A 15,857-nucleotide genomic window follows, 5' to 3' on the forward strand; every position below is an offset into this window, starting at 1 on the left:
GCTCCTACCCCGCCCGGGCGGGCACCGGCACGCGCTGCAGGTCGGCGGCGACGACGAGGTCGCCGTCGAACTCCTCCCGCGCCTCGTCCGCGAAGGCGCTCGGGTCGGCGTAGCGCTGGGAGAAGTGGGTGAGCACCAGCGTGCGCACCCCCGCCTGCGCGGCGACCCGGGCGGCCTGCCGGGCGGTGAGGTGGCCGTACCGGTCGGCCAGGGCCGCGTCGGCCGCGAGGAACGTCGCCTCGATGACCAGCAGGTCCGCGCGGTCGGCGAGGGCGGGGACGGCGTCGCACATGCGGGTGTCCATGACGAAGGCGAACCGCTGGCCGGGCCGCGGCGCGCTGACCTCGGCCAGCCGCACCGTCCGCTCCCCCACCCGGAGCGCGCCCTCGCGCTGCAGCCGGCCGACGTCGGGGCCGGCCACGCCCGCCGCGGCCAGCCGGTCCGGCAGCATCCGGGCGCCGTCGGGCTCGGTCAGCCGGTAGCCGAAGGACTCGACCGGGTGGCTGAGCCGGCACGCCTCCAGCACGCCGGCGGGGTCCTCGGCCAGCCGCCCGTCCCCGGACACCGGCTCCTCGCGGACCTCGGCGAGGTCGGCGAACGGGGTGGCGTGCCGCAGCCGGTCGAAGAAGACCTGCCCGGACGCCGGGTAGTGCGCGACCACCGGGTGCGCGACGCCGTCCAGCGACATCCGCTGCACGACGCCGGGCAGGCCCAGGCAGTGGTCGCCGTGGAAGTGGCTGAGCAGGATCCGGTGCACCGCGCTGCTCGGCACCCCGGCCAGCAGCATCTGCCGCTGGGTGCCCTCGCCGGGGTCGAACAGGAACCCCCGGCCGTCCCAGCGCAGCAGGTAGCCGTTGTGGTTGCGGGTGCGGGTGGGCGCCTGGCTCGCGGTGCCGAGCACGACCAGCTCCCGCGCCGCCACCGCCGCGACGCTACTGGCGACGGACCGGAACGGCCTCCCTTATCCGAAGAGGTCGGACAGGAAGGACTCCTTGCGCTTCTTGCCGTGCGAGCCGTAGGAGCCGTGCGACGACGAGTGCGAGGAACCGCGCACCGCGCCGAGCACCTCGTTCACCACGGCGCCGAGCCCCGCGCCGCCGGCGGCCGGATACTGGCCCCCGTGCTGCTGCGGTGCGCCGTGCTGCTGTGGCGGCTGCTGGGCGCCGTGGCCGCCGGAGTGCGCGGCGGCCGGCGCGGCGTGCCAGGAGTTCTCGGCGTCGATGAGCCGCTCGAGCTCCCCGCGGTCGAGGAAGATGCCCCGGCACTCGGTGCACTGGTCGACGTGGACGCCGTTGCGCTCGTAGGTGCGCATCGTGCCGTGGCACTTGGGACAGACGAGATCCATGCCGCACGGTACGACGCACGCGGGACCCCCGGAGACCGGGACCGCGTGCCAGGGTGCGCGCCCGTGAGGACAGAGCGCACGGTGACCCTCCGCTTCGGCACGGCCTCCCGGCGGAGCACCACCCACACCAACCTCTCCGCCGTCCGCAGCGACGGGCCGGTCCTCTGGGTGGCCGGCGACGAGACCGCCACGATCGAGCGGCTGGTGGCCGACGACCCCGCCGACCCCACCTCCTACGGCGACCAGACCACCTTCTCCCTCGCCGACCTCGTGCCGCTGCCCGGCGGCACCGGCCCCGGGGTCGAGGAGGAGGCCGACGTCGAGGGCCTGGCCCGCACCGGCGACGCGCTGTGGGCGGTCGGCTCGCACAGCCTGCGCCGCCGCCGCATCCGCGACGAGCACGACGGCGAGCAGGCGCTGCGCCGCCTCGCGCGGGTCACCGGCCAGCCGCGCCGGCAGGTGCTGGTGCGCATCCCGGTGGTCGACGTCGACGGGCTGCCCACCCTGGTGAAGGACGACGGCGCCCGCAGCGCCGCCGTCTTCGGCACCCGCGGGAAGGACCTGCGCGACCTGCTCGCCGACGACGAGCACCTCGCGCCGTTCCTCCCCATCCCGGGCAAGGACAACGGCCTCGACGTCGAGGGCATCGCGGTCTCCGGCGAGCGCGTCTACCTCGGCCTGCGCGGCCCGGTGCTGCGCGGCTGGGCGGTGGTGCTCGAGCTGCGGCCGGTGGTCGACGAGCGCGACCCCGCCCGGCTGCGCCTGCGGAAGTTCCCCGACGGCCGCCGCTACCGCAAGCACGTGCTGCGGCTGGGCGGCCTCGGCGTGCGCGACCTGTGCCCGCAGGGCGAGGACCTGCTGGTGCTCGCCGGCCCGACCATGGACCTCGACGGCCCGGTGTACGTGTACCGCTGGCACGGCGCCCGCGCGGCGGAGGAGCCGACCGTCGTCCGCGGCGACCTGCTCACCCGCGAGCTGGCGCTGCCCTACGGCGACGGCGACGACCACGCCGAGGGCATCGGCCTGCTCGGCCCGGCCGGGGACGGCCGGCTGCTGGTCGTCTACGACAGCCCGGCCCCGGCGCGGCTCACCGCCGACGGCGGCGTGCTGGCCGACGTCGTCCGGCTGCCCTGAGTCAGCCGACGCGCACCGGCCGGGCGGCGACGACCCCGGCCGCGGCCAGGCCGAGGCCGACGGCCAGCAGGAGCAGCAGCGGCGCGGTCCACCCGCCGGTCGCCTCCGACAGCGCGCCGACGACGACCGGGCCGAGCGCGCCGACGCCGTAGCCGACCAGCTGGCTCATCCCCGACAGGCGGGCCGCGGCGCCGGCGTCGGCCGCGCGCAGCACCACGAGGGTGACCGCCAGCGCGATGCCGGCGCCCTGCGCCAGCCCGCCGACCACCGCCCACGCGGACCACGCCCCGGGCGCGGCGAGCAGCCCGGCGACCGGCGCCACCCACAGCGCGGCGACCCCGAGCGCGAGCCCCGCCTGCCCGGAGGTGCGGGCGAGCACGGCCGGCACCAGCAGGCTGCCCGCGATGCCGAGCACCTGGTAGACGGAGGCGGCCACCGAGCCGGTGGCGGCGTCGGTACCGGCGCGGTCGGCCAGCAGCGTGGGCAGCCACGCGGTGAGCGAGAAGTACAGCGTGGAGTGCAGCGCCTGCACCGCGGTCACCGCCCACGCGACCGGCGACCGCCACATCGGCCGCCCGCCGGCGGAGCGGGCGCCCGGGGCGGGGCCGGCGGTGTCGGCGTGCCGCGCGGCCGCCGCCCAGACGACCGCCGCGACGACGGCGAGCACCCCCTCCGCGGCGAGCGCGCCGCGCCAGCCGAGCACCGCCGCCAGCGGCGCGGTGAACGCAGCGCCCGCGGCGGCGCCGGCCACGAGGGCCGCGGTGTAGAGGCCGGTCACCGTGCCCGCGCGCCGGCCGAACCCGGCCTTGACCACGGCCGGGAGCAGCACGTTGCCCACCGTCATGGCCGCGCCGGCGAGGAAGGTGCCGGCCAGCAGCACCGAGGCGCCGTCGAGGACCCGCAGCCCCTGCGCGGCCGCCAGCAGCACCAGCGAGCCGAGGACCGCCGCGCCTGCGCCGACCCGGCGCCCGACGGCGGCCGCGGCCGGCGCCAGCAGCGCGAAGCACAGCACCGGCAGCGTGGTCAGCAGGCCGGCGGCGGCCGCGGACAGGCCGAGGTCGGCGCGGACGTCGTCGAGGACGGGGCCGACGGCGGCGATCGCGCCCCGCAGGTTGAGCGCCGTCAGCAGGACGGCGGCCAGCAGCAGCCGGCCGCCGGGCGACGCGGCCGGCACGGCCCCATCCTGCGCCGCCGCCCGCGGACCCGCCGGTTCCGGACCCGGTGCGGATCGTGAAACACGAGTCGCTAGTGTCCCAGCGGCCCGTGGTCCAGCTCACACAGCGGTGAGCTCGCGGGCGACCCAGGAGGCCCCGTGCGCATCCCCGTCCCACGCTCCCTCGGCAGGTCCGTCCTCGCCCTCGCCACCGGCGCCGCGCTCGTCACCGGCGCCGTCGTCACCGCCGGCCCGGCCGCCGCGGTGCCCGGCAACGGCAACGGCGGCGGCGTCGGCAACGCCGCCCCGACACTGGTCCAGACCGACGAGGGCAGGCTCCGCGGCACCCGGCTCGACGGCTACCGCACCTTCGAGGGCATCCGGTACGCCGAGGCGCCGGTCGGCGACCTCCGGTTCCGCCCGCCCGTGCCGGTCGCGCCCTTCCGCGGGATCGCCGACGCCACCGCCCCGCACGAGCCGTGCGCCCAGCTGGCCAACGGCACCACCAACGCGTTCCAGACCTCGAACGAGGACTGCCTGTTCCTCAACGTCACCACCCCGGCGGGCCTGGACGCGGCGCGCTCGGACCTGCCGGTGATGGTGTGGATCCACGGCGGCTCCTGGGTCTACGGCAACGGCGCCAACTACGACGCCGCGAAGCTGGCCGTCGAGGGCGACGCCGTCGTCGTGACGATCAACTACCGCCTCGGCCCGATGGGCTTCATGGCCCAGCGCGACCTGTCCGCCGCCAACGGCCCGGTCGGCTCCGGCAGCGCCGGCCTGCTCGACCAGCAGGAGGCGCTGCGCTGGGTGCAGCGCAACATCGACGCCTTCGGCGGCGACCCGGACAACGTGACGGTCTTCGGCGAGTCCGCCGGCGCCTCCTCCGTCTGCGCCCAGCTGGCCTCCCCCACCGCCGCCGGCCTGTTCGACAAGGCGATCGCGCAGAGCTACAGCTGCACCACCACCTACGACACGCTGGCCACCGAGGAGGCGACCGGCCAGGGCGTCGCGACCGCCGTCGGCTGCGCCGGCGCGGCCGACGTCGCCGCCTGCCTGCGCGCCGTGCCCGCCGAGGCGCTGCTGCGCGCCTGGCCCGGCGGCTCGTTCGTCGTCGGCGGGTCGTCGCTGCCCGAGCAGCCGGGGGCGGCGATCGCGGCCGGCCGGTGGAACCGCGTGCCGGTGCTGCACGGCAACCTGCAGGACGAGAACACGCTGTTCACCCCGCTGTCGCTGCCCGAGGCCCAGCGCCAGGCGCTGCTGTCGGCCGACCCGGCCGTGTACACCGCCACGCTGCAGCAGCGGTTCGGCACCCGGGCCGCGGCGGTCGCCGAGCGCTACCCGCTGGCGGAGTACGGCTCGACGCTGCGGGTCCTGGCGGCGGTGGCCAGCGACGTCGGCAGCGCGCTGTCGACCTGCACGCACGTGGGCGCCTACGACCTGCTCCGCGGGCAGCAGCCGGCAGTGTTCGCCTACTCGTTCCGCGATCAGGACGCCCCGGCGCTGCTGGACTTCCCGTACGACCCGGCGCGGTACGACGAGGGCGCCCAGCACGCGGGCGAGCTGCCGTACCTGTTCCCGGGCCTGTTCGGCGGCCCGCTGACCGCCGAGCAGCAGGCGCTGTCGACGACGATGGTCCGCTACTGGACCAACTTCGCGGCCACCGGGGACCCGAACGGCCGCGGCGTCCCGGCGTGGAACGCCTACCGCACCCCGGCCGACGTCCAGGGCCTGGACGTCGCCGCGCAGGGCGGCGTCGGCCCGGTCGACGTCGCCGCGGACGCGAACTGCGCCTTCTGGGCCGGCCGCTGAGCACCTGAACGGCTCGGTACCCGCGCGGCCGAGCACCACCCCGGGCCCCGGGAGCGGCACGTCCGGTGACCGCCACCCGGGGCCCGGGGCCCGTCCCGCCCCACCCGTCCCACGCCCCGAGAGCCGGATCTACTGATCGGTAACAGATGTGGGATCGTCGGGGAACACGTCGAGACGGCGTCACACCGCCGTCAGGAGAGAGGTCCCATGCGGTTGCAGCTTTCCCCGGAGATGGAGGCCTTCCGGGATGAGATGCGCACCTTCTTCACCACCCAGGTGCCGCAGGAGATCCGCGACACCGTCGCGGCCCACCGCCACCTGACCCGCGACCAGTACGTCGAGGCCCAGCGCGTCCTCAACGCCGCCGGCCTGGCCGTGCCGCACTGGCCGGTCGAGTGGGGCGGCCGGGACTGGACGCCGCTGCAGCGCCACATCTGGCGCGAGGAGATGCAGCTCGCCAACGTCCCCGAGCCGCTCGCGTTCAACGCCAGCATGATCGGCCCGGTCATCGCGAGCTTCGGCAACCAGGAGCAGAAGGAGCGCTTCCTGGCCAAGACCGCGAACCTCGACATCTGGTGGTGCCAGGGCTTCTCGGAGCCCGACGCCGGCTCCGACCTCGCCTCGCTGCGCACCACCGCCGTCCGCGACGGCGACGACTGGGTGGTCAACGGCCAGAAGACCTGGACCACCCTCGGCCAGTACGCCGACTGGATCTTCTGCCTGGTCCGCACCGACCCGACCGCGGAGAAGAAGCAGCGCGGCATCTCGATGCTGGTCTTCCCGATGGACACCCCGGGGGTCACCCTCCGCCCGATCCAGCTCATCGACGGCGGCCACGAGGTCAACGAGGTCTTCTTCGAGGACGTCCGCGTCCCCGCCGAGAACCTGATCGGCGAGGAGAACCGCGGCTGGGACTACGCCAAGTTCCTCCTCGGCAACGAGCGCGTGGGCATCGCCCGCGTCGGCGCCACCAAGAAGCTGATCGCGCAGGCCAAGGCGCACGCGCGTGAGGTCGTCGTCGCGGGCCGGCCGCTGTCGCAGGACCCGCGGCTGACCGCGCGCATCGCCGAGCTCGAGAACGAGCTGCTGGCCCTGGAGCTGACCGCGCTGCGCGTGGTCGCCAACTCCGCCGACGGCAAGCCGCACCCGGCCTCCTCGGTGCTCAAGCTGCGCGGCTCCGAGCTGCAGCAGGCCGCCACCGAGCTGCTGGTCGACATCGCCGGCCCGCTGTCGGTCGCGTCCTTCGCCGACGGCGGCTCGCAGGTGCCCCAGTGGGCCCGGGTGGCCACGCCGGAGTACCTGAACTACCGCAAGGTCTCCATCTACGGGGGCTCCAACGAGGTCCAGCGGACCATCATCGCCGGCACGATCCTGGGGCTGTGAGCTAGCAGTGGACTTCCAGTACGACAGCGAGCAGAACGACCTCCGCGAGGCCGTCGCGGGCCTGCTGGGCCGCGCCTACGGCGACAGCGAGCGGCGCCGCCAGGTGGTCGCCACCGACCCCGGCTTCGACGAGAAGACCTGGGCGCAGCTGGCCGAGATGGGCGTCCTCGGGCTGCCCTTCGCCGAGGAGGACGGCGGCATGGGCGCCGGCCCGATCGAGGTGGCCCTCGTCGCCGAGGAGATCGGCCGGGTGCTCGCGCCCGAGCCGTTCGTCGAGGCCGTGGTCCTCGCCGGTGGCCTGGTCGCCGCCGTGGGCACCGCCGAGCAGCGGGCGGCGGTCCTCGGGCCGCTGTCCGAGGGCGCCAGCGTGCTCGCGTTCGCGCACGCCGAGCCCGGCACCCGGTGGAGCCCCGCGGCGGCTGCCGTCACCGCCACGCAGGACGGCGGCACCTGGCGGCTGACCGGCGTCAAGGAGCCGGTGCCGAGCGGCGCCCGCGCCGACGTCCTCGTGGTCAGCGCGGTCACCGACGGCGGCACCGCCCTGTTCCTCGTCCAGGGCGACGCCGAGGGCCTGACCCGCACCGGCTACCGCACCCACGACGGAACCCGCGCGGCCAACGTCACCCTCGACGGCACCCCCGCGGAGCTGCTCGGCGAGGGCACCGCGGACCGCACCGCCGACGTCGAGCGGGCGCAGGCCCTGGCCCGGATCGCCTACAGCGCCGAGGCCGTCGGGGCGATGGACACCGCGCTGAAGACGACCGCGGAGTACCTGAAGACCCGCAAGCAGTTCGGCGTCACGCTCAACCGGTTCCAGGCGCTGACCTTCCGCGCGGCGGACATGTATGTGTCCCTGGAGCTGGCCCGCAGCACCGCGCTGTGGGCGAGCATGGTCGCCGACACCGGCGGCGACGTCGTCACCGCCGCCGACCGCGCCCGGCTGCAGACCAGCCGCGCCGGCCGGCACGTCGGCAAGGAGGCCATCCAGCTGCACGGTGGCATCGGCGTCACCGCGGAGTACTCGGTCGGCCACTACACCAGCCGGCTGACCGCGATCGACCACCTGCTCGGCGACGGCGACTGGGCCGCCGACCGGCTGGCCGCGGCCGTCGACTCGTACCCGACGGTCGACCCGCTCGGCGCGCCTTACACCGGCGCCTGAGCGACCGCACCACGTAGACGGCCGGCGTCCCCTCTCCCGGGACGCCGGCCGCTGCCGTTCCCGCCGGCCGACCACCTAGGGTCCGGCGGGTGCTCGCCTGGCTCCTGCTCCCCGCCGTGCTCGCGACGGTCCTCGCCTGGGCCGCCGCGCGGCTGGTCCGCCGGCGCGCCCGGGGCCGCCGCGCCGGCCGGGTCGCCGCCGTCCTGGTCGCCGTCCTCGCCTGGCTGGCCGTCGCCGCGGGCGGGCTGCAGGTGTGGGCGCGGGCGTCGCTGGACTCCTCCGGCATCGCCCGCGCGGTCGTGTGGATGGACGCCGACGTCGACGACCGGCTCCGGTTCCCCGAGCTGCCGGTCCCGGCCGGCGGCACCCCGCTGCCGCTGACCGCCGGCTCCCTCCCCGGCGGCGTCCTCGAGCAGGTGACCGTCCCCGGCGGCGGCACCGAGGACCTCGCCGCGCTGCTGGACCGCACGCAGACCACGGGCTTCGTCGTGCTGCGCGGCGACGAGGTGCTGCTCGAGCGGTACGGCGCCGGCGGCTCCCGCGAGGCGCCGATGACGTCGTTCTCGGTGGCCAAGTCGGTGCTGTCCACGCTGGTCGGCCTGGCGATCGACCGCGGCGCGATCGGCGGCCTGGACGACCCGGTCACCGCCTACGTCCCCGAGCTGCTCGACCGCGACCCGCGCTTCGGCGCCATCACGCTGCGGCACCTGGTGACCATGTCCTCGGGCCTGGCCTACGAGGAGCAGGGCCTGCCCTGGAGCGACGACGCGCTCACCTACTACGACGTCGACCTGCGGCGGCTCGCGCTGTCGGCCGAGGTCGCGCGGGAGCCGGGGCGGGAGTGGCTGTACTGCAACTACAACCCGCTGCTGGTGGGCCTGGTGCTGGAGCGCGCCGTCGGCCGGCCGGTCGAGGAGTTCGCCGCGGAGGCGCTGTGGGGCCCGATGGGCGCCGAGGCCGACGCGAGCTGGAGCGCCGACAGCGCGGCCAGCGGGTTCCCGAAGATGGAGAGCGGGTTCAACGCGCGGGCGCTGGACTGGGCCCGGTTCGGGCTGCTGTTCGCCCGCGAGGGCCGCGCCGGCGAGCGGCAGGTGGTGCCCGCCGCGTGGGTCGCCGAGGCCACCGCCCGGGACACCTCCGCCGACCCGGCCGAGCACTACCAGTACTGGTGGTGGGTGGACACCGAGCGCGAGGGACGGTTCTACGCCCGCGGCAACAAGGGCCAGTACGTCTACGTCGACCCGGCCACCGACGTCGTCGTGGTCCGGCTCGGCCGCGAGGAGGGCATCGAGGGCTGGCCCGCGGTGCTCCGCGACGTCGCCGACCAGGTGGGCGCGGTCGCCTAGTCGCCGACGACGGCGCGGCGCAGGTCCTCGGCGTCGGCGCGCACCTGCTCGAGCACCGCGGTGATGCCGTCCTCCCGCAGCAGGCCGCCGCTGAGCCGCTCGACCGGCACCGGCACGTGCTCCGGGTCGGCGTAGCGGGCGCCGAGCTCGAACGCGATCCGCAGCAGGGTGCCCTCGGCGGAGGCGGGGTCGTCGACGGCGGCCAGCGGGGCGACCATCGCCGGCGGGAAGCCCCACTGCTCCAGCGCCACCGCGGACAGCCGCAGCGCGGAGATGCCGTACCGGCACACCTCCGCGGTCCGCCGGGCGGCGAACGGGCGCTGCGCGGCGGCCAGCTCGCGGTAGCCCTCGGGGTCGTCGGCGTGCAGCAGCGCCACGCCGACCTGGGCGAGCAGCCCGAGGCACAGCGCGTCCTGCGGCCGGCTCCCGAAGCGCGGGGCCAGCGCGGAGGCGGCCAGCGCGATGCCGGTGCTGGTCTCCCAGAACCGCTCGGGCAGCTGCGACTCGTCGTCCAGGCAGGTCAGCGCGACCGTCGCCATGGTGCGCACCGCGGTGAAGCCGACGACGGTGACGGCGAACTGCAGCGTCGTCGCCCGCCCGCTCATGCCGAAGTAGGCCGAGTTGGCCAGCTTCATCACCCGGCCGGCCAGGGCGACGTCGGCGGCGAGCACGTCGGCGAGGGTGCGGGCGCTGGCGTCCTCGGTGTTGGCGACGGCCACCACCTGCGCGGCGACCGGGCGCTGCGCGGCCATGGTGTCGATGCCGGCGAGCAGCCGGTCCAGGTCCACCGCCGGGCGGGACAGGGGCACCGCGGTCACCGGGCACCCACCCAGGTGGCGACCGCCGCGCCGTCCATCGGCTCGGCCAGGGAGAAGCCCTGCAGGTAGGTGGCCCCGAGCTGGGTTAGCGCGGCCGCCTGGGCGGGGGTGGCCACGCCCTCGGCGACGGTGGACAGCCCCAGGCTGCGGGCCAGCGCGATGACGGCGCTGGCGATCTCGACGTGCCCGTCGGCGAGCTCGGCCACGAAGGACCGGTCCACCTTGAGGCAGTCGACCGGCAGGTGGCGCAGGTAGGCCAGCGAGGAGTAGCCGGTGCCGAAGTCGTCGATCGCCAGCGCCACCCCGAGGTCGCGCAGCTGCTGCAGCAGTGCGCGGGCGGCGACGGGGTCGGTCATGAGCGCGGACTCGGTGATCTCGATCGACAGCCGGGCCGGGGCGACGCCGTGCCGGTCCAGGGCGGCGACCACCTCGCCGGGCAGGGCGGCGTCGAGCTGCAGCGCCGACACGTTGACGTTGACCTGGGGCGGCGCGGCCGCGCCGAGCGCGCGGTCCCACTCGGCCACCTGGCGGCACGCCTCGTCGAGCACCAGCAGGCCCAGGGCGCCCACCAGCCCGCTCTCCTCGGCCAGCGGCACGAACGTCGCGGGGCTGATCGGGCCGCGCTCGGGGTGCATCCAGCGGGCCAGCGCCTCGACGGCGTCCAGCGAGCCGTCGGCGGCGGAGACGATCGGCTGGTAGTGCAGGCCGATCTGCCGCCGCTCGATCGCGTCGCGCAGGTCGGCGACCAGCCGCAGCTTGTCGCGGGCCTCGGCGCGGCCGGCCCGGTCCAGCACCCGCACCCGGCCCTTGCCGCCGGCCTTGGCCTGGTACATGGCGATGTCGCAGTCGCGGACCAGGTCCGCGGCGTCGGCGTGCTCGGGGGCCTGCACGGTGACGCCGACGCTGCAGTGCGGCCGGAACCGCACGCCGGCCAGGTGCACCGGCACCGCGAGCGCGGCGACGATGCGCTCGGCCAGCGCGGCGGCGTCGGCCTCGTCGACGTCCTCGCAGACGACGACGAACTCGTCCCCGCCGAAGCGGGCGACCAGGTCGCCGGGGCGGACCGTGGCGCGCAGCCGGTCGGCGACCTCCACCAGCAGCTCGTCGCCGGCCTCGTGGCCGAGCGAGTCGTTGACCACCTTGAAGTCGTCGAGGTCCAGGAACAGGCAGGCCAGGCCGCGGCCGCCGGCGGCGAACCGGCCGGTGAGGTGCTGGTCGAGCAGCGTGCGGTTGGGCAGGCCGGTCAGCGGGTCGTGCTGGGCCTGGTGGGCCAGCCGCGCCTCGAACGCCATCCGGTCGGTGACGTCCTCGACGGTGCCGAGGAAGCCCGCGCCCGCGCCCGGCGTGAAGACGTGGCCGAAGCGCAGCACGGTGGTCCGCTCGGTGCCGTCGGGGCGCACCAGGCGCGCCCGCACCTCGCCGTCCCCGCCCTCGAGGACCGCGGCCACGACCTCGACGACGGCGCCGAGGTCGTCCTCGTGCACGCAGGCGGTCCACCCGGTGCCCAGCAGGACCTCGGCGGGCCGCCCGGCCAGCCGGCAGAACGCGTCGTTGACGTGCGCCAGCCGCATGCCCTGCTCGGACAGCAGCGTCGGGACCGGCGAGCGCTCGCTCAGGGTGGCGAAGCGGCGCTCGGCGGCGTCGGCGGTGGCGCGCGACACCCGGTCCGCCTCCGCGGTCCCGGGCGTGACCACCAGCGTCCACGCGTCCCCGCCCGGTGCCGGGGTCGCCCGCACGACGGCGTCGGTCAGGCCGCCGTCCGCGGTGCGGACCTGCAGGGCCAGCCGGGAGGTGTGCTCGCGGCGCAGCAGCAGCGGGAGCTCGCCGGCGGCGAGCGTGGGGACCAGGTCGGCGACCGGCCGCCCGGCGAGGTCCTCCGGGGCGGGACCGAGCAGCCGGACGGCGCCCTCGTTGGCCCAGGTGACCCGCGGCGTGTCCCCGATGGTCTCCGCCACGAGCAGGGCGGTCCCCACGCCCCCCGCCGCGGCGGAGAAGACCGCGGCCACCACCTCCGGGGTCACGGCACCGGCCGGACCCGTGACGGGCGGGCTGGCGGGCACGGGCGTCCTCCTGGGCTGCGGCCGGCGTGGTCGGCGTCCCCGCACGGGGACACCCCTGCTGCGTCGGCACCCGTGGGGCCGGACTCCAGCGGGGGACGCCGGCCCCTCACCCCGAGGGGTGGGTCCGGCCGCCTGCGATCCGCGTCACGATCGGGTCCAGGGGGCGAGGGATGCCGGTGCGCCTGACACCATGCAGCCCCGGGGTGGCAGAGCCCGCCTCCCCCGCAGCACCACCCCCAGGCCCGCCGGCAACGACGCCGGCCCGAGCTGTCGTTGGAGTGCGCGTGCTCATCGGTGTGCCCGCAGAGACCCGGCGGAACGAGACGCGGGTCGCCGCGACCCCCGCGAGCGTCGGCCGGCTGTGTGCCCTCGGCCACGAGGTCCTCGTCCAGTCCGGCGCCGGGGAGGCGGCCAGCTGCCCCGACGAGGCCTACGTCGCCGCCGGCGCGCGGATCGGGTCGGCGGCCGAGGCGTGGGGCGCCGACGTCGTGCTGCACGTCAACGCCCCGACCCTCGACGAGGTCGCCCGGCTCCGGCCGGACGCGGTGCTGGTCAGCCTGCTGGCCCCGGCCCTGGCGCCCGAGCTGCTCGACGCGCTGACCGCCCGCGGCGTGACCGCCCTGGCGATGGACGCCGTCCCCCGCATCTCCCGCGCGCAGTCGCTGGACGTGCTGTCCTCGATGGCCAACATCGCCGGCTACCGGGCCGTCGTCGAGGCCGCGCACGCCTTCGGCCGGTTCTTCACCGGGCAGGTCACCGCGGCCGGCAAGGTGCCGCCGGCCAAGGTCTTCGTCGCCGGCGCCGGCGTCGCGGGGCTGGCCGCCATCGGCGCGGCGAGCAGCCTGGGTGCGATCGTGCGGGCCACCGACGTCCGGCCCGAGGTCGCCGAGCAGGTGCGCTCGCTGGGCGGCGAGTACGTCGGCGTCCCGGCCGACGAGAGCGAGGCGCAGTCCAGCGGCACCGGCTACGCCACGGTCACGTCCGAGGACTTCGACGCGCGGGCCGCGGTCATGTACGCCGAGCAGGCCCGCGACGTCGACGTCGTCATCACCACCGCGCTCATCCCCGGCCGCCCGGCGCCCCGGCTGCTCACCGAGGACATGGTGGCGAGCATGAAGCCGGGCTCGGTGGTCGTGGACATGGCCGCCGCGCAGGGCGGCAACGTCGCCGGCTCGGTGCCCGACGAGGTGGTGGTGACCCCGAACGGCGTCACGATCATCGGCTACACCGACCTGCCGGCCCGGCTGCCCGCGCAGTCCTCGCAGCTGTTCGCCACCAACCTGGTCAACCTGCTCACGCTGCTCACCCCCGGCAAGGACGGGCGGCTGGTCCTCGACATGGACGACGTCGTGCAGCGGGCGATGACCGTGACCCGCGACGGCGAGCTGCTGTGGCCCCCGCCGCCGGTGCAGGTCTCCGCCGCCCCGGCCGCCGCCGCGCCGCCACCGGCGCCGCTGCCGCCACCGGAGAGGAAGGCGGCGACGCCCCAGCGGCGGGCCGCGCTGGTGGGCCTGGCCGCCGCGCTGCTGTTCCTGCTGGCCGCGTTCTCCCCCGACCAGCTCATCGGCAACCTGACGGTGTTCGCCCTCGCCGTCGTCGTCGGCTTCTACGTCATCGGGCACGTGCACCACGCGCTGCACACCCCGCTGATGAGCGTCACCAACGCGATCTCCGGGATCATCGTGGTCGGCGCCCTGCTGCAGCTGGGCCACGTCAGCACCGTGGTCACCGTGCTCGCGTTCCTCGCCGTCCTGCTGGCCAGCATCAACGTGTTCGGCGGCTTCGCGGTGACCCGCCGCATGCTCGGCATGTTCCGGAGGGCCTGACCGCCATGACCGCCACCAGCGCCGCGTCCGCGGCCTACATCGTCGCCGGCCTGCTGTTCGTCCTGAGCCTCGCCGGCCTGTCGAAGCACGAGACCGCCAAGGCGGGCAACGCCTACGGCATCGCCGGCATGGCCATCGCCCTGGTCGCCACCGTCGGGCTGGCCTGGCGCAACGGCGACGCGCTCGCCGTCGGGCTGATCGCCGTCGCCATGGCCCTCGGCGCGGCCATCGGCCTGTGGCGGGCGCGCATCGTCGAGATGACCGGCATGCCCGAGCTCATCGCGCTGCTGCACAGCTTCGTCGGCCTGGCCGCGGTGCTCGTCGGCTGGAACGGCTACCTGTCGGTCGAGGGCGCCCCGGCCGGCGAGGCCGAGGAGCTCGGCCTGCCGGTGGGCATCCACTCCGCCGAGGTCGCGATCGGCGTCTTCATCGGCGCGGTCACCTTCACCGGCTCGATCGTCGCGTTCCTCAAGCTGTCGGCGCGGATCAAGAGCAACCCGCTGGTGCTGCCGGGCAAGAACGCGCTGAACCTGGGCGCGCTCGCGGCGTTCGCCGTCCTGACCGTCGTCTTCGTCGTCTCGCCGAGCCTGGGCGTGCTCGCCGCGGTCACCGTGCTGGCGCTGGCGCTGGGCTGGCACCTGGTCGCCTCGATCGGCGGCGGCGACATGCCGGTCGTCGTCTCGATGCTCAACAGCTACTCCGGCTGGGCGGCCGCGGCGTCGGGCTTCCTGCTCGATAATGACCTGCTGATCATCACCGGCGCGCTGGTCGGCTCCTCGGGCGCCTACCTCTCCTACATCATGTGCCAGGCGATGAACCGCTCTTTCATCTCCGTCATCGCCGGCGGCTTCGGCAACGAGGGCAGCACCACCGGGACCGGCACGGTCGAGGGCGAGCACACCGAGACCACCGCCGAGGAGGTCGCGCAGCTGCTGCGCGACGCCGACAGCGTCGTCATCACCCCCGGCTACGGCATGGCGGTCGCGCACGCGCAGAACGCCGTCGCCGACCTCACCCGCACCCTGTCGGACAAGGGCGTGCCGGTGCGCTTCGGCATCCACCCGGTTGCCGGGCGGCTGCCGGGGCACATGAACGTGCTGCTGGCCGAGGCGAAGGTGCCCTACGACGTCGTCCTGGAGATGGACGAGATCAACGACGACTTCCCGAAGACGTCGGTCGTGCTGGTCATCGGCGCCAACGACACGGTGAACCCGGCCGCGGCCGAGGACCCGGGCTCCCCCATCGCCGGCATGCCGGTGCTGCACGTGTGGGAGGCCGAGCACGTCGTCGTGTTCAAGCGGTCGATGAGCACCGGCTACGCCGGTGTCCAGAACCCGCTGTTCTTCCGCGAGAACACCCGGATGCTGTTCGGCGACGCGCGCGAGCGCGTCGAGGACATCCTGCGGGCGCTGTGAGCGTGCTCGTCAGCCCGGCGTGGCTGATCGGCGGGCTGCGCAACGTGCCGGGCTTCCTGGCCACCGACGGGCGGGGACTGGCGTTCGTCAGCGACACCCCGGTGTTCGACGTGCCGCTGGGCGCGGTCACCGAGGTCTCGTGGCCGTGGTGGTGGTTCGGCGGCGGGCTGACGCTGTCGGCGGCCGGGCAGCGGTGGAAGGTCACGTTCGTGCGACCCAACGGGATGCCGACCCCGCAGCCGTCGATGCTGGCGTCGTCGGTGGGCACCGTCGGGGTGCTCACCGGGACCCTGCCGCCGCACGTCCTGGCCGACCTCGACGCGCTGCGCGGGCTGGCCGACGTCCGCGACGGCCGCGCGGCCGGGCGGCGCTGGCGCGAGGTGCTGCCGGGCTGAGTTGCGGC

General features: G+C 75.8%; 13 protein-coding genes. 8 read left to right on the forward strand and 5 right to left on the reverse strand.

What is annotated here, in order from left to right; genetic code table 11:
• Positions 1-4 precede the first annotated feature (4 nt).
• Both ACI79L_RS00470 and ACI79L_RS00475 read right to left on the reverse strand, forming a co-directional pair.
• Positions 5-922: a ribonuclease Z gene (locus ACI79L_RS00470; protein ID WP_456934881.1), complete on the reverse strand. Its 918-nt coding sequence runs from the start codon at positions 920-922 to the stop codon at positions 5-7.
• Between the two features lie 39 nt (positions 923-961).
• A complete protein-coding gene (locus tag ACI79L_RS00475; protein ID WP_456934882.1) occupies positions 962-1,345 on the reverse strand; it encodes a TFIIB-type zinc ribbon-containing protein in 384 nt (127 codons plus the stop codon).
• 63 nt (positions 1,346-1,408) lie between these two features.
• Between ACI79L_RS00475 and ACI79L_RS00480 the strand changes: the two genes are divergently transcribed.
• Complete coding sequence (locus tag ACI79L_RS00480; protein ID WP_456934883.1) at positions 1,409-2,479, forward strand: DUF3616 domain-containing protein; 1,071 nt, start codon at positions 1,409-1,411, stop codon at positions 2,477-2,479.
• A 1-nt stretch (position 2,480) separates the two neighbouring features.
• Here the strand turns inward: ACI79L_RS00480 and ACI79L_RS00485 are convergent, their stop codons facing one another.
• Positions 2,481-3,653: an MFS transporter gene (locus ACI79L_RS00485; RefSeq protein WP_456934884.1), complete on the reverse strand. Its 1,173-nt coding sequence runs from the start codon at positions 3,651-3,653 to the stop codon at positions 2,481-2,483.
• Between the two features lie 138 nt (positions 3,654-3,791).
• On the opposite strand from ACI79L_RS00485, the gene ACI79L_RS00490 reads away from it, so the two are divergent.
• The 4 genes from ACI79L_RS00490 to ACI79L_RS00505 all read left to right on the forward strand — a co-directional run bounded on the left by ACI79L_RS00490 (position 3,792) and on the right by ACI79L_RS00505 (position 9,335).
• Complete coding sequence (locus ACI79L_RS00490; RefSeq protein WP_456934885.1) at positions 3,792-5,444, forward strand: carboxylesterase/lipase family protein; 1,653 nt, start codon at positions 3,792-3,794, stop codon at positions 5,442-5,444.
• A gap of 207 nt (positions 5,445-5,651) precedes the next feature.
• Positions 5,652-6,827 (forward strand): acyl-CoA dehydrogenase family protein, encoded by a 1,176-nt coding sequence (locus ACI79L_RS00495; RefSeq protein ID WP_456934886.1) that lies wholly within the window; start codon positions 5,652-5,654, stop codon positions 6,825-6,827.
• Positions 6,828-6,834: 7 nt separating this feature from the next.
• Positions 6,835-7,989, forward strand: coding sequence for an acyl-CoA dehydrogenase family protein (locus ACI79L_RS00500; protein ID WP_456934887.1), 1,155 nt, complete (start codon positions 6,835-6,837; stop codon positions 7,987-7,989).
• A gap of 89 nt (positions 7,990-8,078) precedes the next feature.
• Positions 8,079-9,335 carry a serine hydrolase domain-containing protein gene (locus tag ACI79L_RS00505; protein ID WP_456934888.1) on the forward strand — a complete coding sequence of 419 codons (1,257 nt, stop codon included), beginning with the start codon at positions 8,079-8,081 and terminating at the stop codon, positions 9,333-9,335.
• Here the strand turns inward: ACI79L_RS00505 and ACI79L_RS00510 are convergent.
• A complete protein-coding gene (locus tag ACI79L_RS00510; RefSeq protein ID WP_456934889.1) occupies positions 9,332-10,153 on the reverse strand; it encodes an HDOD domain-containing protein in 822 nt (273 codons plus the stop codon). The genes ACI79L_RS00505 and ACI79L_RS00510 overlap by 4 nt on opposite strands.
• Positions 10,150-12,213 (reverse strand): putative bifunctional diguanylate cyclase/phosphodiesterase, encoded by a 2,064-nt coding sequence (locus tag ACI79L_RS00515; protein ID WP_456934890.1) that lies wholly within the window; start codon positions 12,211-12,213, stop codon positions 10,150-10,152. Before ACI79L_RS00515 ends, ACI79L_RS00510 begins: the two co-directional genes overlap by 4 nt.
• A gap of 296 nt (positions 12,214-12,509) precedes the next feature.
• Between ACI79L_RS00515 and ACI79L_RS00520 the strand changes: the two genes are divergently transcribed.
• Genes ACI79L_RS00520 through ACI79L_RS00530 form a run of 3 tightly spaced genes read left to right on the forward strand, consistent with a single transcriptional unit; the run spans position 12,510 to position 15,849 of the window.
• Positions 12,510-14,039, forward strand: a complete 1,530-nt coding sequence (locus tag ACI79L_RS00520) for a Re/Si-specific NAD(P)(+) transhydrogenase subunit alpha (protein ID WP_456934891.1) — start codon at positions 12,510-12,512, stop codon at positions 14,037-14,039.
• A gap of 5 nt (positions 14,040-14,044) precedes the next feature.
• Positions 14,045-15,454 carry a Re/Si-specific NAD(P)(+) transhydrogenase subunit beta gene (pntB, locus tag ACI79L_RS00525; RefSeq protein ID WP_456934892.1) on the forward strand — a complete coding sequence of 470 codons (1,410 nt, stop codon included), beginning with the start codon at positions 14,045-14,047 and terminating at the stop codon, positions 15,452-15,454.
• Positions 15,451-15,849 carry a hypothetical protein gene (locus tag ACI79L_RS00530; RefSeq protein WP_456934893.1) on the forward strand — a complete coding sequence of 133 codons (399 nt, stop codon included), beginning with the start codon at positions 15,451-15,453 and terminating at the stop codon, positions 15,847-15,849. Before pntB ends, ACI79L_RS00530 begins: the two co-directional genes overlap by 4 nt.
• Positions 15,850-15,857: the final 8 nt, after the last annotated feature.

Source organism: Geodermatophilus sp. SYSU D00684, assembly GCF_054050455.1.